The 18,201-nt window shown below is 72.7% G+C and carries 15 protein-coding genes; 3 read left to right on the top strand and 12 right to left on the bottom strand.

Annotation, left to right across the window (positions count from 1 at the left end; all coding sequences use genetic code 11):
• Positions 1-240 precede the first annotated feature (240 nt).
• Positions 241-1,218 carry a hypothetical protein gene (locus tag N5875_RS30485; RefSeq protein WP_318206999.1) on the bottom strand — a complete coding sequence of 326 codons (978 nt, stop codon included), beginning with the start codon at positions 1,216-1,218 and terminating at the stop codon, positions 241-243.
• Between the two features lie 144 nt (positions 1,219-1,362).
• On the opposite strand from N5875_RS30485, the gene N5875_RS30480 reads away from it, so the two are divergent.
• Together N5875_RS30480 and N5875_RS30475 are read left to right on the top strand one after the other, a co-directional pair.
• Positions 1,363-1,572, top strand: coding sequence for an HTH domain-containing protein (locus N5875_RS30480; RefSeq protein ID WP_030315760.1), 210 nt, complete (start codon positions 1,363-1,365; stop codon positions 1,570-1,572).
• Positions 1,572-2,126: a Clp protease N-terminal domain-containing protein gene (locus N5875_RS30475; RefSeq protein ID WP_318207000.1), complete on the top strand. Its 555-nt coding sequence runs from the start codon at positions 1,572-1,574 to the stop codon at positions 2,124-2,126. Before N5875_RS30480 ends, N5875_RS30475 begins: the two co-directional genes overlap by 1 nt.
• Before the next feature lie 11 nt (positions 2,127-2,137).
• Here N5875_RS30475 and dnaE read toward each other — a convergent pair whose 3' ends face one another.
• Entirely contained in the window at positions 2,138-5,764 is a 3,627-nt protein-coding gene (dnaE, locus tag N5875_RS30470) for a DNA polymerase III subunit alpha (protein WP_338497384.1), read from the bottom strand.
• 170 nt (positions 5,765-5,934) lie between these two features.
• Between dnaE and N5875_RS30465 the strand changes: the two genes are divergently transcribed.
• The gene (locus N5875_RS30465; protein WP_318207002.1) at positions 5,935-6,984 is read left to right on the top strand and encodes a DUF3533 domain-containing protein; all 1,050 of its coding nucleotides are present in this window, start codon (positions 5,935-5,937) and stop codon (positions 6,982-6,984) included.
• Positions 6,985-7,105: 121 nt separating this feature from the next.
• Here N5875_RS30465 and N5875_RS30460 read toward each other — a convergent pair whose 3' ends face one another.
• From N5875_RS30460 to N5875_RS30415, 10 genes are all read right to left on the bottom strand, one after another.
• The gene (locus N5875_RS30460) at positions 7,106-8,005 is read right to left on the bottom strand and encodes a S1 family peptidase (protein WP_318207003.1); all 900 of its coding nucleotides are present in this window, start codon (positions 8,003-8,005) and stop codon (positions 7,106-7,108) included.
• Positions 8,006-8,224: 219 nt separating this feature from the next.
• Positions 8,225-9,103, bottom strand: a complete 879-nt coding sequence (locus tag N5875_RS30455) for a S1 family peptidase (RefSeq protein ID WP_318207004.1) — start codon at positions 9,101-9,103, stop codon at positions 8,225-8,227.
• Between the two features lie 200 nt (positions 9,104-9,303).
• Entirely contained in the window at positions 9,304-10,128 is an 825-nt protein-coding gene (locus N5875_RS30450) for a DUF1684 domain-containing protein (RefSeq protein WP_318207005.1), read from the bottom strand.
• Positions 10,125-11,456 (bottom strand): NtaA/DmoA family FMN-dependent monooxygenase, encoded by a 1,332-nt coding sequence (locus N5875_RS30445; RefSeq protein WP_318207373.1) that lies wholly within the window; start codon positions 11,454-11,456, stop codon positions 10,125-10,127. Before N5875_RS30445 ends, N5875_RS30450 begins: the two co-directional genes overlap by 4 nt.
• Before the next feature lie 23 nt (positions 11,457-11,479).
• Complete coding sequence (locus N5875_RS30440; protein WP_338497380.1) at positions 11,480-12,553, bottom strand: LLM class flavin-dependent oxidoreductase; 1,074 nt, start codon at positions 12,551-12,553, stop codon at positions 11,480-11,482.
• Positions 12,554-12,644: 91 nt separating this feature from the next.
• Positions 12,645-13,622, bottom strand: a complete 978-nt coding sequence (locus N5875_RS30435) for an ABC transporter substrate-binding protein (RefSeq protein WP_338497378.1) — start codon at positions 13,620-13,622, stop codon at positions 12,645-12,647.
• 40 nt (positions 13,623-13,662) lie between these two features.
• Positions 13,663-14,469, bottom strand: a complete 807-nt coding sequence (locus tag N5875_RS30430) for an amino acid ABC transporter ATP-binding protein (RefSeq protein ID WP_338497375.1) — start codon at positions 14,467-14,469, stop codon at positions 13,663-13,665.
• Complete coding sequence (locus tag N5875_RS30425) at positions 14,466-15,350, bottom strand: amino acid ABC transporter permease (protein ID WP_318207009.1); 885 nt, start codon at positions 15,348-15,350, stop codon at positions 14,466-14,468. Before N5875_RS30425 ends, N5875_RS30430 begins: the two co-directional genes overlap by 4 nt.
• Positions 15,351-15,454: 104 nt before the next feature.
• Positions 15,455-17,257 (bottom strand): FAD/NAD(P)-binding protein, encoded by a 1,803-nt coding sequence (locus tag N5875_RS30420; RefSeq protein WP_338497373.1) that lies wholly within the window; start codon positions 17,255-17,257, stop codon positions 15,455-15,457.
• On the bottom strand, positions 17,254-18,102 hold the full coding sequence (locus N5875_RS30415; RefSeq protein ID WP_338497370.1) for an amino acid ABC transporter permease: 849 nt from the start codon (positions 18,100-18,102) through the stop codon (positions 17,254-17,256). The genes N5875_RS30420 and N5875_RS30415 overlap by 4 nt, the downstream gene beginning before the upstream one ends.
• Positions 18,103-18,201 lie beyond the last annotated feature (99 nt).

Below are 18,201 nucleotides of genomic sequence, written 5' to 3'. Positions count from 1 at the left end.
TGGGGGTGCTGTGCCCTGCGGTCCGGACCACAAGTGGGGGTGTGCGGTGGTGACGTGCGACGGTCGAGGTAGTGACGCGTCGCGGTGGTGACGTGCGACGGTCGAGGTAGTGACGCGTCGCGGTGGGGATTGCGCGGTGGGGATGCGCTTCAGCCAAGCTACGCACGAGTAGGCTTGGCTGGGAAGTTACGCGTCGGTAAAAAAGTGATGTGTCGTCACGAGAGCCCGGCGAAAGGGCCGTCAGGCCGCCAGTGAGCCCGGCAGTACCGCCCGCGGACCGAATTTCGCCCGTGCCTTGTCCGCCACCGCCTCGATCCGCCGGGCCTTCTCGTCCGCCGGGTCCAGGGACAGCTGGTGCGCCGCCCCCTCCGCGCCCGCGAGACCCTCGGCGCGCAGGGCGATTCCCCGCACCCGGGCCCGCTGGAGGCCGAAGGAGTCGTGGACGGCGTACGCGAGGGCGATGAGCGCCGCCGAGTGGGCGGTGGGTTCGGGCAGCGTACGGCTCCGGGTGGTCGTGGTCCGGTCCGCGTACCGCACGGTGACGGCGAGCGAGCGGCACACCTGCCCCTCCGTGCGCAGCCGGGTGCCCAGTTCCTCGGCGAGCGAGAGGAGGGCCCGGCGCTGCTGCGTCCGGTCGGTCTCGTCGCGCGGGAAGGAACGTTCGGCCGCGACCGACCGGGAGGCCGCGTGCGGGACGACGGGGGTGCGGTCGATGCCCCGGGCCCGCTCCCACAGGTCGCGGCCGGTCTTCGCGCCGACGAGCCGCTGGAGCACGGCGAGCGGCGCGTCGGCGACGCGGCCGACGGAGTCGAGTCCGTAGCCGCAGAGGGTGCGGGCGGTGGCGCGGCCGACGCCGTCGAGCGCGACGACCGGCCGGTCGCGCAGGAAGGCCGCGGGGTCGTCGACGACGAGGGTGGCGCCGGGCCGGGCCTCGCTCGCGGCCATCCGGGCCAGCATCGGGTTGGGCCCGGCACCGATGACGCAGTCGACGCCGTACAGGGCGAGCGCCCTGACCCGGATCACCGAGGCGAGCTCGGCCGGGCTCCGGTCGAAGTAGCGCAGCGCGCCGCGTACGTCGGCGAGCGCCTCGCAGGGTGGGGCCGCCTCGACGACGGGGGTGAACTCGGCGAGCAGGTCGATCAGCGGGGGAAGCAGGGCCTCGGCCCCTCCCGTCGCGAAAGCGGGGGGTTCGAGCCGGAACCGTACACAGAGGATCATGTCGCTCTCCTCCGCCTCCTGTCCCTGTTCGTCCCTGAACGCCCCCTCCCGTTCTCTCAGCCTAGAGCATGTTCGAATATTTGTGCGAGTCGTTTGATGTCAACCAGGGTTGACGAGAGGGGCCTGTCAACGTAAGTTGACGGCATGACCGATGCGACCGATCTCGCCGCACGGGCGGGCGACCGCGACCCACGGGTCGGGCTACGGGCCGTCTCCGCCCTGAGGCGATTGCTCGAACAGCTGGAAGCCGTCCAGGTGCGCAGTGCGCGCAACCAGGGATGGTCGTGGCAGGAGATCGCGACCGAACTGGGTGTCAGCCGACAGGCCGTCCACAAGAAGTACGGGAGGCAGTGATGTTCGAACGGTTCACGAAGGCCGCGCGCGCCGTGGTGAAGGGCGCGGTCGACCACGCGGAGCGGGGTGGCGCGACGGTCGTCACCCAGGAGCATCTGCTCCTCGCCCTGCTCGACGGGGAGGGCACCCGGGCGACGACGGCCCTGCGCACCCTGTGCCCGCCGGACCGCCGGCCGTCCCTGGTGGCCGCGCTGACCGACGCCCGGCGCCGGGCGGGGCTCTCCCGGGCGGACGAGGAGGCGCTGGCGGACCTCGGCATCGACGTCGGCGCGATCGTGGCGCGGGTGGAGGAGACCCACGGCGAGGGCGCGCTGGCCGGCGACCGCAAGGACTCCGGATGGCGGTCGGGCCGCCGCTCCTTCTCGCGGGAGGCCAAGACCGTCCTGGAGAAGTCCCTCCGGGTGGCACTGGCCCGCAAGGACCGGGAGATCGGCGACGAGCACATCCTGCTCGCCCTCACCACGACCGGCGGGGTCGTCGCGGAGGTCCTGGCCGACCACGGCGTGACGTACGCCTCCGTCGACACGGCGGTCTCCGGGGCCGCGACCCCCTGACCCACCGCGGCTCAGCCCGCCGAACCCGGGCTGCTGTGCCACAACTTCCGTCCGTTCGGAGCCCCTTCGCCCGCCGGCTCGAGGTCGGCCCAGGGGTTCATCTCGTACCCGGTGGACATCGTGATGCGGCGGCCGGAGTCACCGTTCCCGCCGGCCAGAACCGCCGGGGCGGCCGGGTCGGGTTCGGCGAGCAGGTCTCCCACCGCGTCCAGGCCGCCGGACGCCCGGAGTTCGACGAGTTCGGCGAGGTTCCAGGCCGCGGCGCCGACCACGCTGACGCTGCGCGGACCGCGCCGCTGCACCACTCCCCGGACCAGCAGCAGCCAGGAGTGGAAGACGGTGTGGGCGCAGCGCTCGTGGGCGTCGTCGAAGAAGGCGAGGTCGACCAGACCGGTGCCGTCGTCGAGGGTGGTGAAGATGACGCGCTTGCCGGAGCGGATCGGCGGGGTCTGGGTGGCGGCCTTGGCGCCCGCGACGAGGACGGTCCTGCCGTGCGGGGTCTCGCGGAGGCGCTGGGCGGAGACGACGCCGAGTTCGCGGAGGAAGGCGTGGTGGTCGCCCATGAGGTGCCGGGAGGCGTCCATGCCGAGGATGCCGAGCTCGGCGCTGAGGCGTTCCGTCTCGTCGAGGTCGGGCAGGCCGATCGGGGCGGTCTTCCCGCCCTGGGCGAGCGGGAGTTGACCGCCGTGCGAGGCGGCTCCGCGCTGGATGCGCCGGAGTTCGGTGAGGTGCAGGAGGAGGTCGCGGCGGTTGGCGCCGAAGGCGTCCAACGCGCCGACCTGGGCGAGCCGTTCGGCGACGGGGGTGCGGGGGCGGGCCCGCTCCCAGAAGTCGAGGAGGGAGGCGTACGGCTGCCCGGCCTCGATCCGTGCGCTCTCGGCCTCGCTGATGCCATGGACGTCGGTGAGGCCCAGCCGGAGCCCCCACCGGGTCGCGGGCGGGGAATCCGATGATTCAGACACCAGTTCGATACGGTGGGCGACCGCCGACCGGTTCACATCCAGCGGCAGCACCGGCACCCCCCGCCGTCGCGCGTCCGCGAGCAGCAGCCGCTTGGGGTACATGCCGGGGTCGTGGGTGAGCAGCCCGGCGTAGAAGGCGGCCGGGTGGTGCGCCTTGAGCCAGGCGGACTGGTACGTCGGTACGGCGAAGGCCACCGCGTGCGCCTTGCAGAAGCCGTACGAGCCGAAGGCGGCCACGATCTCCCAGGTACGGGCGACGACCTCGTCCGCGTATCCGCGCGCCGAGGCCTGCCGGGCGAACCAGAGCTTGATCCGGCCCTGCGACTCCGGGTCCGAGAGCCCGCGCCGTACCTGGTCGGCCTCGTCGCGGCCGCAGCCGGTCATGATCCGTACGATCTCGATGATCTGCTCGTGGAAGACGACCACGCCGTACGTCTCCCGCAGCGTCTCCTCCAGGTCGGGGTGCGGGTAGCGGACGGGCGCGCGGCCGTGCCGGGCCTCGATGAAGGGGCGGACCATGTCGGCGGCGACCGGGCCCGGCCGGAAGAGCGAGATGTCGACGACGAGGTCGTGGAAGGTGGCGGGCTGGAGCCGGCCGACCAGGTCGCGCTGGCCCGGCGACTCGATCTGGAAGCAGCCGAGGGTCTCGGTGGAGCGGATGAGCCGGTACGTCTCGGGGTCGCCCTCCGGGACGGCGTCGATGTCCGGGCGGTTGCCGGTGGCCCGCTCGACCTCGGCGACGGCGTGGGCCATCGCGGACTGCATCCGCACGCCGAGGACGTCGAGCTTGAGCAGCCCGAGGTCCTCCACGTCCTCCTTGTCGAACTGGGACATGGGGAAGCCCTCGCCGCTGGTGGGCACCACGGGGGTACGGGCGAGCAGCGAGGCGTCCGAGAGGAGGACGCCGCAGGGGTGCATGGCGGTGCCGCGCGGGAGCGCGTCGAGGGCTTCGACCAGCTCCCAGAGCCTGCCGTACTTCCCTCCTTCCCGTCGCGACTCCTCCGCGAGTTCGCGCAGTTCGGGCAGTTCGTCGAGGGCGGCGAGGGCGTCACGGGCGCGGATGTGCGGGAAGGCCTTGGCGATCCGGTCGATCTCGGCCGGGTCCAGGGAGAGGGCCGCGCCCACGTCCCGTACCGCGTGGCGGACCCGGTAGGTCTCGGGCATGGAGACGGTGGCGACGCGTGCGGTGCCGAAGCGGTCGATGATCGCCCGGTAGACCTCCAGACGGCGGGCGGACTCCACGTCGATGTCGATGTCGGGCAGGGCGGTGCGGCGCTTGGAGAGGAAGCGTTCCATCAGGAGGCCGTGCTCGACCGGGTCGGCGTGGGCGATGCCGAGGAGGTGGTTGACGAGGGAGCCGGCACCGGAGCCCCGGGCGGCGACCCGGATGCCCATCTGCCGTACGTCGTCGACGACCTGGGCGACCGTCAGGAAGTAGGGGGCGAAGCGGTGGTGGGCGATGACGTCCAGCTCGCGGTGCATCCGGTCCCAGTAGGCGCCCCGTTTCTCGTACCCCTTGAGGATCATGCCGGCGGCGGCGCGGGAGGTGAGGACGCGCTGGGCGGTGCGGTGCTCGGCGCCGACGAGGTGCGGTTCGGGGAAGTGCGCGGAGCCGATGCCGAGGTCGTCCTCGGGGTCGACCAGGCAGGCGGCGGCGACCGTCGCGGTCTGTTCGAGGAGCCGGTGGGCGGTGTCCCGACGGAAGCCGGCGGCCTCGACGATCCGTTCGGCGGCGGCGAGCATGCCGTCGGGGCCGTCGGTCCCCTTGAGCCAGGCCTGGCCGCTGTCGAGCTCCTTGCGGGGGTCGACGGGGACGAGGCGGCGGGCGGAGTCGAGGACGTCGGCGACCGGGCCCTGGCCGGGGTCGGCGTACCGGACGGCGTTGCTGAGGACCGGCCGGACGCCCTGCTCGGCGGCGAAGCCGACGGTACGGGCGGCGAGCCGCAGGGAGCCGGGTCCGGTGCCGGAGCGCCCGTGGTCGACGGCCGCGAGGCGCAGCGCGTCGCCGTACCGCTCGCGCCAGGGCGCGAGCAGACGGACGGCCCGGTCGGGGCGGCCGGCGGCGAGGGCCCGTCCGACGTCGGAGTCGGGGCCGAGGAGGACGAAGACGTCGTCGTCGCACAGGGCGGACCAGGGCAGCAGGGGCCGCTCCCCGCCTCCGGCGTGGGCGGCGGTGATCATCGCGCAGAGCGAGGCCCAGCCGGTGCGGGAGCGGGCGAGGAAGAGGGCGCGGGGCGCGGACTCGTCGACGAAGGCGCCGCCGCGGATGGGCACTCGCCGGATGTCCTGCGGGCCGCGGTCGGGCACCCTTCGGGTGTCCTGCGCGTTGCCGGGCGCCGTTCGGATGTCCTGCGGGCCGCCGTCGGACACCCGCCCGAGGTCCCGCGTGCCGCCGGACGCGGACGCCCGCGCCTTCCCCTCCCCCGGTCCGGACCGTCCCGGCCCCGGTCCGGGCGCTGTCGGCTCGTAGGCGAGGTCCACGCCGAACAGGGGGCGGATCCCTGCCTTCGCGCAGGCCTTCGCGAAGCGGATCGTGCCCGCGAGGGTGTCGCGGTCGGTCAGGGCGAGCGCGTCCATGCCGCGCTCGGCGGCACGCGCGGCGAGTCGCTCGGGGTGGGAGGCGCCGTAGCGCAGGGAGTAGCCCGACGTGGTGTGCAGATGCGTGAACCCCGGCATGGCGCACCTCCCGGCTCCCGCATCGAAATCGTACGTACGTTCCCACCCCCTCGTTCTTCACCTTAACCCATTTCGAACGTCCGTACGATAAGCGTGCCGGGTCGTCCTCCGGTCAACCATTCGGGCGCATCCCACCTGCAGAAACACCCCCTGCCCCGGAGCGTGGGGGCATGAGCCTCGTCGACGAACTGAAAAGCGCCGTCACCCCCCGAGCCGCCCTCCTGGTCGTCGGCGTCTTCGCCCTCCAGCTGCTGTTCATCACCTCGTACGTCGGGGCCCTGCACCACCCCAAGCCGAGGGACGTCCCCTTCGGCGTCGTCGCGCCGCAACAGGTCTCCGCACAGCTCGTCGGGCAGCTGGACCAGCTCCCCGGCGCCCCGCTCGACCCCCGTACGGTCGCCGACGAGGCCACGGCACGGAACCAGATCCTGAACCGGGACATCGACGGCGCCCTGGTCGTCGACCCCACCGGCCGCACCGACACCCTGCTCGTGGCCTCCGGCGGCGGCACCGTGCTCTCCTCGGCCCTGGAGACGATCCTCACCCGGGTGGAGGGGACCCAGCAGCGCACCGTACGGACCGTCGACGTGGCCCCCGCGTCCGCGGAGGACTTCGACGGGCTCTCGGCCTTCTACCTCGTCGTCGGCTGGTGCGTCGGCGGCTACATCTGCGCCGCGATCCTGGCGATCAGCGCGGGCTCCCGGCCCGCGAACCGGGAACGCGCGATCATCCGCCTCGGGGTCCTCGCGATCTACTCGGTCCTCGGCGGGCTCGGCGGCGCGGTCATCGTCGGCCCGGTCCTGGGCGCCCTGCCCGGCAGCGTCGCCGCCCTGTGGGGGCTCGGGACGCTGGTCGTCTTCGCCGTCGGCGCCGCCACCCTCGCCCTGCAGGCGGTCTTCGGGATCGTCGGCATCGGCCTGGCGATCCTGCTCATCGTGGTCGCGGGCAACCCCAGCGCGGGAGGCGCCTTCCCGCTGCCGATGCTGCCCCCGTTCTGGAACGCGATCGGCCCCGCCCTGCCCCCGGGCGCCGGCACCTGGGCGGCGCGCTCGATCGCCTACTTCAAGGGCAACGACATGACGGGCTCGATGCTGGTCCTCTCGGCCTGGGCGGTCGTCGGCGTGGTCGTCACCCTGGTCATGTCCTCCCTGAAGCGCAAGCCCGAGTCGGAGCCGATCGCGGAGGAAGTCGAGACCGCGAGCGGCGCGCGGACCCTCTGAGCCCCCGAACCGCTGCGGCTGAAGTCCGCCCGCGGCCGGAAAAGGGCCTGCGGGGAGGGGCCGGAAGTCCCTTTGTGAACCCATTCGCAAAGGGACTCCGGTACGTGCGTCCCGAGGCCGCCTAGAAGACGCTGACCCCGTACGCGCTCAGCGCCTCCGTCACGGGCTGGAAGAAGGTCGTCCCACCCGAGGAGCAGTTGCCGCTGCCGCCCGAGGTGAGGCCGATCGCGCGGCTGCCGGAGTAGAGCGGGCCGCCGGAGTCGCCGGGCTCGGCGCAGACGTTCGTGCGGATCATGCCGTAGACGATGTCCCCGCCGCCGTAGTTCACGGTGGCGTTGAGACCGGTGACCGAGCCGCTGTGGGTGCCCGTGGTGGAACCCCGGCGGGTGACCGACATGCCGACCGTCGCGTTGGCGGCGCTGGTGATGTCCACGTTGCCGACGGTGCCGGACTTGGTGACGTTGCTGTTGGTGTAGCGGACGATGCCGTAGTCGTTGGTGGGGAAGCTCGACCCCGACGTACTGCCGAGGACGGTGGTCCGGGAGGAGTTGGAGTACCAGCTGCCCGCGCCGTCGGTGCAGTGACCGGCGGTGAGGAAGTAGAAGTTCCCCGCGCTGTCCTTGACGTTGAAGCCGAGCGAGCAGCGCCAGCTGGTGGCGTAGATCGCGTCGCCGCCGGATATCAGCTTGCTGAACTTTCCGGGGGTGCGTTCGACCCGGATGGCGTCCGCGTTCGCGCCGGCCTGCCGCTTGATCTTCGCGATCTCGGCCGGGGAGACGGTGGAGTCGGCGGTGACGACCAGCTTGCCGGTGGCGGTGTCGACGTGCCAGGCGGTGCCGGCCACGTCGGCGGCGAGTACGGCGTCACCGGTCGCCGAGAGGGCGGCGGCGTCGAAGGTGCGGGGGCTCTGTGCGGTGTCGGCGGTGCCGGCGCTCGCGGTGGGGGCGGCGAGCGCCGCGGCGGCGGCGAGGCCCGCCGCGACGGCGAGCAGCCGGACGGTTCTCGTGGGGGTGGTGCGCATGGTCCTCACTTCTGTTCCTCCCGAGGGGAATCGGGGGCCCGCCGTGGGGTGCCGGGCCCGTGAGGCGCGGCCTGGGGCCGGCGCTGTGGGGGAGTCTCGGGCCGTACGACTTCACGCCGCAAGGGCGCGTTTCGGCCGTACGGCCCTCAACTATCCGGTGGAGCAACGGCATTGACGATGAGCTCGCTGGATCAGGAGCACTGGATCAGGAGCGCTGGATCAGTACAGGCTCACCCTGTACTTGGCGAGCGCCTCGGGCACCGGCTGGTAGAAGGTGGTGCCGCCGGTGGAGCAGTTGCCACTGCCTCCCGAGGTGAGGCCGAGCGCCTTGGTGCCGTCGTAGAGGGCGCCGCCGGAGTCGCCGGGCTCGGCGCAGACGTTGGTCTGGATCATGCCGCGCACGGTGCCGCCGCCCGAGTAGTGGACGGTGGCGTCGAGACCGGTGACCGTGCCGCTCCGCGTACCGGTGGTGGAGCCGGAGCGCTTGACGGGCTCGCCCACGTAGGCGTCGGCGGCGGTGAAGCCTCCGGGGTGGCTCAGCGACGCGTTGTCGTAGCGGACGAGCGCGTAGTCGTTGCCGGGGAAGCTGGACCCGACGGTGGCGCCGATCAGCGTGGACTGCGCGGAGTTGGTGTACCAGGTCTTGGCGACGTTGCCGCAGTGGCCGGCGGTGAGGAGGTAGTACGTGCTGCCGCTGCGCACGTTGAAGCCGAGCGAGCAGCGGTAGCCGCTGCCGTAGATGGCGTCTCCGGCGCCGAGGAGGGGCTTGAAGACCCCGGACGTGCGCTGGACGCGGAGGGCTCCGGCGTCGGCGCCGGCCGCCGCGCGGATCTTCGCGAGTCCCGCGTCGGTGACGGTGGAGTCGGCGGTGACGACGACCCGGCCGGCCGCTCTGTCCACGTACCAGGCGGTGCCGCCGACTCCGGCGGCGTCGACGGCGGCGTCGGCGCGGGCGAGCTGTGCCGCCGCGGCCGGGCCGGGAGCCGGGGCGGGGGCGGGGGCGGCCTGGGCTCCGGGGAGTCCGACGGCGGTCACGGCCGCGATGCCGGCGGCGAGGGCGAGCAGACGGGTGCGGGTGTTCCTCACTGTGCTCCTCACAATTCTCCTTCTGGGAAAAGCGGAGGGGCCCGTGGATGGCGGGCCCGTGAGGCGCCATCAGGTGTCGTGTCCCTGACATGCACCGCCAGCGATAGTGGCCCTCCCCGGGCCACCGCACAAGACCGCCGTACGAACGGGCGCCCCCGGCCGTCCTGGCCGGGGGCGCCCACCGTCCGTACGACGATGTTGAAAAGGCCTGCTCAGGAGGCGACCAGCCGCCGCTCCCCCGCCGCGACGGCGGTGTCGAGCGTGTTTCCCGGCGGCGGGAACGGGCAGATGAAGTGGTCGGCGAAGGCGCACGGCGGCAGCAGCGCGCGATTCAGGTCGACCGTCACCGAGCCGTCCGCCGCCGGGGCCGCCGGGCGCAGGAAGCGGAAGCGGTAGCTGTCCCGGCCGCTGGTGGCGTCCGCGAAGACCGCCCACAGGGACCCGTCGTCCTCGACGGCCACCTGGAGGGTGTGCTCGCCGCCGTGCAGCTCGAAGACCAGCTCCCCGGAGAGCCCGAGACCACGCTCGCGGCCGTCGGCGTTCTCCACCCGTACGCTGCGCGTCCGCTCGTACGGACGGAAGACGCCGGGCACCACCCAGCGCTCGTCGTACGGAGTGGCCTCGATCCCCCGGAAGGCGGTCCGGGCCTCGGAGCCGGGGTCGAAGTCCCGTACGGCCCACAGCCCTTCGCGCCGCAGGACGACGAGCCGCCGGCCCGCCGACTCGACGCGGGACTCGTGGATCGGGCCGTGGTCGGCAGTGAGCCGGACCGTGCCGGTGAACGGCTTGCCGTCGACGGTGATCCCGTCCTCGGCGCGGGCGCTGAGGAGCACCTCGTCGCCGTCCTCCCGCCACTCCCCCGGAACGGCCGGAATTCGCCCCTCCGGGAAGTCCGAGAGCCAGTGGGTGCCCGTGAGGGAGAGCGGACCGTACGAGGAGGAGACCGCGGCCTCCCGCTGCTCGTGCCAGTGCTGCCACTCCTGCCGGGGGTCGGCCCCCGCGTCCGTACCCGTGTCGCTGTCGTTGTCCGTGCTCATGGTGCTCCACCCTTCCATACGGGCTCGGGAAGCCCGAGGTGCGACCGGAGCGTCGTGCCGGAGTACTCCGTACGGAACACGCCCCGCTCCTGGAGCAGCGGGACGACCCGGTCGACGAAGTCGTCGAGGCCGCCGGGGGTGAGGTGCGGGACGAGGATGAAGCCGTCGGCGGCGTCCGTGGCGACGGCCTCCTCCAGGGCCGCCGCCACCGTCCCCGGGCTGCCGACGAAGGCCTGCCGGCTCGTGGTCTCGACGACCGTCTGACGGATCGACAGGCCCTTGGCCTCGGAGAGCGCCCGCCACTTCCTGGCCACCCCGACCGGGTCGGCGACCCGCACCCGCCCCTGGACCAGGGTCGAGTCGGGGTCGGGGTCGATGTCGGGCAGCGGTCCGTCCGGGTCGTAGCCGGACAGGTCGCGGCCCCAGATCTGCTCCAGGGCGAGGATCGCGTTCTGCGGGGAGACCTGCTGACGGCGGATCTCGCCGGCCCGCTCCTGCGCCTCGGCGTCGGTGTCGCCGAGGACGTACGTCACCCCGGGCATGATCTTCAGGTCGCCGGGCTCCCTCCCGTACCGGGCGAGCCGCCCCTTGACGTCGGCGTGGAACTCCCGGCCGGCGTCCAGGGTGGAGTGCCGGGAGCTGTGCATTCCCGTGGAGTGACCCCCGGACCCCCAGCGGGCAAAGACCACGTCGGCGGCCGAGGCCGCGAACTCCCGGCCCTCGTCGGAGTCGCCGGCCTGGATGACGACCGGATGTCCCTGCGGGGAGCGCGGGACGGTGAACTCGCCCTCGATCCCGAACTGCGGCCCGCTGTGAAAGAAGGGCCGCTGCCTGCCCTCCGGTGTCCAGGAGTCCCACAGCTCCCGGGCCGTGGCGAGGAACTCGGCGGCCCGGGTGTACCGGTCGGCCCGGTCCAGGAAGCCGCCGCGCCGGAAGTTCTCGCCGGTGAAGGCGTCCGAGGAGGTGACGACGTTCCAGGCGGCCCGGCCCGCGCTGAGGTGGTCGAGCGAGGCGAGCCGCCGCGCCAGTTCGTACGGCTCGTTGAAGGTGGCGTTGACCGTACCGGCCAGGCCGAGCCGCTCGGTGACGGCGGCGAGCGCGTTCAGGACGGTGATCGACTCGGGCCGGCCGACGACGTCGAGGTCGTGGATGCGGCCGTTGTGCTCACGGAGCCGCAGCCCCTCGGCCAGGAAGAAGAAGTCGAAGAGGCCGCGCTCCGCGGTCCTGGCGAGATGCTCGAAGGAGGAGAAGTCGATCTGCGAACCGGAGCGCGGATCGGCCCAGACGGTGGTGGCGTTGACGCCGGGGAAGTGCGCGGCGAGATGGATCTGCTTCCGGCCCTGGTGGCGGCTCACGCCGGTGCTCCCGTCGTCGCCCGTGCTGCGGTGGCGTACTGGCTGACGGGGCGGACGAGCCCCAGGTGGTCGCGGAGGGTGGCGCCCTCGTAGGCCGTACGGAAGAGCCCGCGGTCGCGCAGCCGGGTGACGGTGTCGGCGGTGAACCGCTCCAGGTCACGCTCGGGCACGGCCGGCACGAGGTGGAAACCGTCGATGGCGCAGCCGCCGTGCCAGCCGGCGATCAGTTCGGCGAGCGCCCCGGGCCCGCCCTCGTACGCGTCGAGGTCGACGGTCGCCGAGAGCAGGACGCGCAGCTGTCCGGGGTCCCGGCCGTGGGCGCGGGCGCCCTGCCGCAGTTCGGCGCGGAGGGCCGCGGCCTCCTCGGCGGACGAGGCCCTGATCAGCGCCACGTCGGCGTGGTGGGCGGCGGTGTCGCGGGCGGCGGGCCGGGTGGCGTCGACGACGGTCACCGGGTTGCCCTGCGGGGGCCGGGGGACGATCGAGGGGCCCGTGACCGAGAAGGTCGCGCCCTGGAAGTTCACGTGGTGCAGCTTGCGGCGGTCGACGAACCGTCCGGTCGCCACGTCCCGTATCTCGGCGTCGTCCTCCCAGCTGTCCCACAGTTTGCGGGAGACCTCGGCGACCTCGCCCGCCTCCTGCCAGAGCTCGGCGGTGGGCGGCACCGGGCGGCGGCCGAAGAGCCGGGCCTCGGCCCCGGTCGGGGAGACCGCGATCCGCCAGCCCGCCCGGCCCCGGCTCACCCAGTCGAGGGTGGCGACGGCGGCCTGGACGTGGAAGGGCTCGGTGTGGGTGGTGGTCACGGTCGGCACGAGGCCGATGGAGCGGGTCTCGGGGGCGATCCGGGCCAGGACGGTGAGCGCGTCGAGGCCGGGCCGGGTGAAGGAGTCGTCGTGGGTGAGGAAGTCCAGCGCGGCGGCCTCGGCGAGCCGGGCGAACGCGACGGTACGGGCGGCGGTACCGGCGACGACGGGTGCGGCGGTACGGGCGGCGGAGGCGAGGGGGCTCGGGGAGTCACCGGCGCCCGGGGCGAGTTCGGCGGCGAGGTGGAGCGTTCGGCTACTGGTCATGCGGTCTCTCTCGAAGTCTCTCGAAGCGGTGTGTGGCGAGGCGAGGTGGCGAGGTGAGGTGAGGTGAACGGGTGCCGGGTGCCGGGCGCGGTCAGTTCTTGGTGCGGGGCAGCCCGGGCGGGTTGATCTCCGACTTCGTCACGGCCTCGCTGTCGAGGCCCCACCGCTTGAGGACCTGGCCGTAGGTGCCGTTCTCGACGATGTGGTCGATCGCGGCGGCATAGGCGGCGACGAGTCCGCTGTCCTTCTTCGTGGTGGCCGCGATCTTGCCCTGGAGTCCGGCGCCCGCGCCGGAGAACGTGCCGACGATCTCGGTCTGTCCGGCGGAGAGCACGTGGTAGGCGGCGACGGGGTTGGGCCCGAGGTAGCCGTCGATCCGGCCGGACTGGAGCGCCAGGTAGTAGTCCGAGGTGTTCTGGTAGTACTTGATGTCGACCGGCTCGCGGCCGGCCTTCTCGTTCCGCTCGGACCAGTCGACGAGGATCTTCTCCTGGTTGGTGCCGGAGCCGACGGCGATCGTCCTCCCCGCCACGTCCTCGGGGCCCTTGACCGTCCAGCCGGAGCCCTTCTTCGCCTCGAAGGCGAGGTCGTCCAGGCGGTAAGTGGCGAAGTCGTACTTGTCCTTGCGCTCCTCGGTGACGGTGACGTTGGAGAAGACGGCGTCGTACTTGCCGCTGTCGAGGCCGACGAAGAGGTTCTCCCAGGACACCGGGTGGAACTCGGGCTTCAGACCGAGGGCGTCGGCGACCAGGGTCGCGAGGTCGACCTCGACACCGATCAGCGTCCTGTCGTCGGTGGCGTGGAAGGCGAGCGGCGGATTGCTGGTCGCGGAGACGCCGAGGTTCAGGGTGCCTCTCTTGCGGACGGCCTCGGGCAACCGGGCGGCGAGCGCGGCGACCTCGGGGGTGTGGACGCGGTTCTGCTCGGGGCTGAGATTGATGCCGTTGCCGCCCTTCTTCCCCTCGGCCTTGATCGTTTCGGTGGAGGCGTCACCCGAGCCGCAGGCGGTGAGCACCCCGAGGGCGGTGAGCGGGGCGAGGACGGCGAGGAGGGTGCGACGGGTCTTCACAGCAGTACTCCTGAGAGGGAAGAGATGGTGGTCGGAGGAATCAGAGGACCTTGGAGAGGAAGGCGCGGGTGCGTTCGTGGCGAGGGCTGTCGAGCACCTCGGCCGGCGGCCCCTGCTCGACGATCCGGCCCTCGTCCATGAAGACCACGGTGTCGGCGACCTCGCGGGCGAAGCCGATCTCATGGGTGACGACGATCATGGTGGTGCCGGAGGCGGCCAGGTCCTTGATGACGTCGAGGACCTCGCCGACCAGTTCGGGGTCGAGCGCGGAGGTCGGCTCGTCGAAGAGGAGCAGGCCGGGTTCGAGGGCGAGCGCGCGGGCGATGGCGACCCGCTGCTGCTGTCCGCCGGAGAGCTGCTTGGGGTACGCCTCCGCCTTGTCGGCGAGTCCGACGCGTTCGAGCAGCGTCCGGGCCGCGGCCTCGGCCGCCTTGCGGGGGCGTTTCAGGGCCGAGACGGGGGCCTCGACGATGTTCTCCAGGACGGTGAGGTGCGGGAAGAGGTGGAAGTTCTGGAAGACGAAGCCGATCCGGGTGCGCTGCTTGAGGATGTCGCGCTCGCGCAGCTCGTAGAGCTTGTTGCCGGAGCGGCGGTAGCCGACGAGGGTGCCGTCGACGCTGACGGTGCCGCTGTCGACCTTCTCCAGGTGGTTGATGGTGCGCAGGAGGGTGGACTTGCCGGAGCCCGAGGGGCCGAGGACGACGGTGACCTCGCCGGCGCGGACGTCGAGGTCGATGCCGCGCAGGACATGGAGGGGGCCGAAGTTCTTGTGGACGGCCCGGATCTCGACCTTGGCGGTGGTGGTGACCCGGGCTTCGGCGGGCGGGTCGACGGTGACGGAGCTCATCGGACGCTCCCCTTCGCGTAGTGGCGTTCGACGTAGTGCTGGACGACGGAGAGCGCGGTGGTGAGCAGGACGTACCAGGCGGTGGCGACCATCAGGAGCGGAACGACCCGTCCGTTGCGGCCGTAGACGACCTGGACCTGGTAGAAGAGTTCGCCGATCGCCATGACCGAGACGATCGAGGTGCCCTTGAAGAGCGAGATGATCTCGTTGGCGGCGTTCGGCAGGATCGAGCGCATCGCCTGCGGCAGGACGATCCGCCGCACCTGCCGGAGCCTCGGGATGCCGAGGGAGGCGGCGGCCTGCAACTGGCCCTCGTCCACGGCGAGTACACCGCCTCGGACGATCTCCGCCGCGTAGGCCGCCTGGTGCAGGGCGAGCCCCAGGACGGCGGCGCTCATCTCGCCGACCAGACCCGTGGTGTCGAAGGAGACGAAGCTCGGCCCGAAGGGGATGCCGATGCTCAGCTCCTGGTAGAGGTAGGCGAGGTTGAACCAGAAGAGCAGCTGGACGATGAGCGGGATGGAGCGGAAGGCCCAGATGTAGCCGAAGGCGACGGATCGCAGGAACGGGCTGGCCGACAGGCGCATGAAGGCGAGCACGATGCCGATCGCGAAGCCGAGGGCGGTGCCATGGAAGGTGAGCTGGAGGGTGACCCAGACGGCCCGGAGGATCGTCTCGGTGGTGAAGAACGCGGCGAAGACGTCCCACTCCCAGCCGGGGTTGGTGACCAGCCCGTGGACGAACTGGGTGAGCAGCACGGCGGTGACGGCGACGGCCACCCAGCGCCAGGGGTGCCGGACGGGGACGACCACGAGCTCGGGGCCCGCCGCCGGTTCCTTCACGGCGGCTCTGGTGGCGGGCGGATCGCTGGTGAGAGACATGGCGGTTCCTCGGAAAGGGGTCGGGCAGCGGAGGACGGCGGGAGATCAGGCGGCGGATCAGGCCAGGGAGCAGGCCGGGGATCAGGCGGGGAGCAGGCCGGGGATCAGGCGCTCAGCGGGGCCGGGAGCCGACACGCCCGGTCGCGCAGGAACGTCAGCGCCGCCCGCGCGGTGACGTCGTTCTGCCGGAAGGCGACCCCGCCGGTACGGGGCCTGGTGAAGGCGCTGTCGGTCCGCGCGGTGGTGTGCGGGCCGAGTGCGAAGCGGCGCGGGTGCGGGCGCCCGTCGAGCTCCAGGACCCGGCCGTCGGTGTCGACGACGAGGAGGCCGCCGGCGGTGGCCCGTACGCCTTCCTCGTGCAGGGAGCGGAGAAGCGGGCTGCCGGTGAGTTCGAGGACCGGGTCGGGGATCCGGGCCTCGACGAGGGCGCGGGCCTCGGTCCACTCCCCCGGCACGGCGGCGGACGCGGCCCGGAAGACTCCGCGCTCCTCGTCGGCCTCGACGGTGAGCCGCGGGCCGAGGAAGCGGACGACGCCGGCCCGGGAGAGGGCGAGGAGCTGCTGGAGCCGGGGGCCGGGCGGCCCGGACGCGAGGTAGCTGAAGAAGCCGTGCCACCAGCCGCCGGGGTCGAGTCGCCCGCCGAGGCGCATGAGCTGTCCGTAGACGGACAGGAGCCCGGAGATGACGGCGGCGTCGGAGCTGTGGGCGGGGTCGTGACGGCGGGACAGGTCGCCGGTGACGTAGTCGCGCAGACCGTTCTGGAGGGCTTCCACCGAGGCGAAGCGGATGCCGTCCAGGGGGTGGTCGAGGGCGTCCAGGTCGAGCCGGTCGGCCGGGTCGGGGACGGCCGCGGCGACGACGGCGGCGAGTTCGGCGCCGCGCGGCGGCGCCGCCGCGTAGGCCCGCTCGAAGTCGCCCCACGCGAGCGAGGTCCGCTCGGGGTGGGTGGAGAACAGCCGGTGGTAGTGGGCCCAGCCGAGCTCCTTGTCGACCAGGGGCCACACATCGCGCCGGAAGTCGACCGGCCCGGCCCTCCGCAGCAGGGCGTCGGTCTGTTCGGGGCCGAAGAAGCGGGGCAGCGGGGGCCGTTCGCCGTCGAGGACGTAATCGATCTTCGAGTGGTACGGGACGCCCCGACGCGATCCGACGTGCAGCACCGGTTCCTTGCCTGAGGGGACGTACACCAGGGCGTCGCCCTCGCCCTCGTACCGCCCGCCGCGGCCCTCGGTGAGCAGCACCATCAGGTCGACGAAGGCGAGCCCGAAGCCGCGGACGAGGACGGCCTCGCCGGCCGGCAGGGCGGTCAGATCGGTGTCGGCGGTGAAGTCGGGCGGCAGGTGGACGAGGCCGTGGCGGGCGGCGAAGCCGGCGAGGGCCCGCTGCTCCGGGTCGGGTTCGGCGTCGAGGTGGCCGACGGTGAAGACGACGAGGTCGGCGAGGAGGGGCACGGCGGAGCCCTCCAGCCAGACCCGCTGGCGGCCCTCGCGCGGGCCGCCGATCCTCAGGGCGGTGGTCCGGTGCTCGTGGACGGCGACCGAGGCGGGCAGCGCGGCCCGGGCCCGCGCGAACACCCAGCGCAGATAGGCACCCTGCTGGGGGCGGGTGGGGAAGGCCCGGCCGTCGATGCCGGCCCATTCCGCGACCGTGGGGCCGGGCCGGACGGGGCCCGCCAGCTCCACGGTCTCGTCGGTGAACATGGTGACGTCCTCGGCCCGGGAGTTCATCCAGAGCAGCGGGGACTGCGCGGTGCGCCAGATGCGGCCGGGGCCCGGCGGGTGCGGGTCGACGAGGTGGAGGTCGAGGGGGCGGTCGCCGTACAGCTCGGGCAGGTTGGCGGCGAGCCGTTCGAGGAAGCCGGTCCCCCGCGGCCCCGCGCCCACGATCACGATGGACGGGGTCGTGCTCATCGCGCACCCGCCGAACCGCGGGCGTAGTGCCGCTCGACGTAGTGCTGCCCGAGGCTGAGGACGGAGGTGACGGCGACGTACCAGAGCGTGGCGACGAGCAGCAGCGGGATGATCTCGTATGTGCGGTGGTAGACGAGCTGGGTCGAGTAGAGCAGGTCCTGGACGGCGATCACGGAGACGATCGAGGTGCCCTTGAGGGTGCCGATCAGCATGTTCCCGGCCGGTGGGACGATCGCCCGCATGGCCTGCGGCAGCACGATCCGGGAGAGCCGGCGCCACCGGCCGAGGCCGAGGGACTGGGCGGCTTCCAGCTGGCCGCGGTCGACGGAGAGGATGCCGCCGCGCACGACCTCGGCCGCGTAGGCGGCCTCGTGCAGGGTGAGGCCGATGACGGCGACGGACACGGGGCCGAGGAGGTTGACCGTGCTGACACCGAGGATCTGCGGGTAGAGCGCGCCGATGTTGAACCAGAAGAGCAGCTGGACCAGGATCGGGGTGGACCGGAAGAACCAGACGTATCCCCAACTCACCGCACGCAGCACGGGGTTGGCGGAGAGCCTGAGCACGGCGAGCAGGGTTCCGAGGACGAAGCCGAGCACCATGACGAGGGCGGTCAGCCACAGGGTGAGGCCGAGTCCGCGCAGGACGGACGCGGAGGTGAAGTACTCGGCGACCACGTCCCACTGGAAGGCCTTGTTGCGGACGACCGAGACGAGGCCGAGCGCGAGCAGGGCGAGGACGAGGCCCGCGGTGGTCCACTGCCCGGCGCGGCGGGCGGGGACGATGCGGGGTGGTGGTTCGGCCGGCGGGGCCGTGGAGGGGGTTTTGACCAGGGTCGCGGACATACGAAGACTCCGTGGATGCCAGAGGCGGATCGAACACGGGGTGCGCCTTCACACGCGGTGAGCACGGAACCGGGCCCCTCAGCCCGATCCGCCCTTCGA

It is taken from the genome of Streptomyces sp. SJL17-4 (assembly GCF_036826855.1).
Lineage (GTDB): Bacteria > Actinomycetota > Actinomycetes > Streptomycetales > Streptomycetaceae > Streptomyces.
The sequence above is the reverse complement of the archived record's forward strand: the minus strand, read 5'-3'. Positions and strand labels throughout refer to the sequence as shown.

What these genes read in the sequence shown, in the direction of transcription:
- N5875_RS30430 (WP_338497375.1), bottom strand. Translation starts at nt 14,469, where the DNA reads ATGAGCTCCGTCACCGTCGACCCGCCCGCCGAAGCCCGGGTCACCACC.
- N5875_RS30475 (WP_318207000.1), top strand. Translation starts at nt 1,572, where the DNA reads ATGTTCGAACGGTTCACGAAGGCCGCGCGCGCCGTGGTGAAGGGCGCG.
- N5875_RS30420 (WP_338497373.1), bottom strand. Translation starts at nt 17,257, where the DNA reads ATGAGCACGACCCCGTCCATCGTGATCGTGGGCGCGGGGCCGCGGGGG.
- N5875_RS30460 (WP_318207003.1), bottom strand. Translation starts at nt 8,005, where the DNA reads ATGCGCACCACCCCCACGAGAACCGTCCGGCTGCTCGCCGTCGCGGCG.
- N5875_RS30450 (WP_318207005.1), bottom strand. Translation starts at nt 10,128, where the DNA reads ATGAGCACGGACAACGACAGCGACACGGGTACGGACGCGGGGGCCGAC.
- dnaE (WP_338497384.1), bottom strand. Translation starts at nt 5,764, where the DNA reads ATGCCGGGGTTCACGCATCTGCACACCACGTCGGGCTACTCCCTGCGC.
- N5875_RS30485 (WP_318206999.1), bottom strand. Translation starts at nt 1,218, where the DNA reads ATGATCCTCTGTGTACGGTTCCGGCTCGAACCCCCCGCTTTCGCGACG.
- N5875_RS30465 (WP_318207002.1), top strand. Translation starts at nt 5,935, where the DNA reads ATGAGCCTCGTCGACGAACTGAAAAGCGCCGTCACCCCCCGAGCCGCC.
- N5875_RS30415 (WP_338497370.1), bottom strand. Translation starts at nt 18,102, where the DNA reads ATGTCCGCGACCCTGGTCAAAACCCCCTCCACGGCCCCGCCGGCCGAA.
- N5875_RS30425 (WP_318207009.1), bottom strand. Translation starts at nt 15,350, where the DNA reads ATGTCTCTCACCAGCGATCCGCCCGCCACCAGAGCCGCCGTGAAGGAA.
- N5875_RS30480 (WP_030315760.1), top strand. Translation starts at nt 1,363, where the DNA reads ATGACCGATGCGACCGATCTCGCCGCACGGGCGGGCGACCGCGACCCA.
- N5875_RS30440 (WP_338497380.1), bottom strand. Translation starts at nt 12,553, where the DNA reads ATGACCAGTAGCCGAACGCTCCACCTCGCCGCCGAACTCGCCCCGGGC.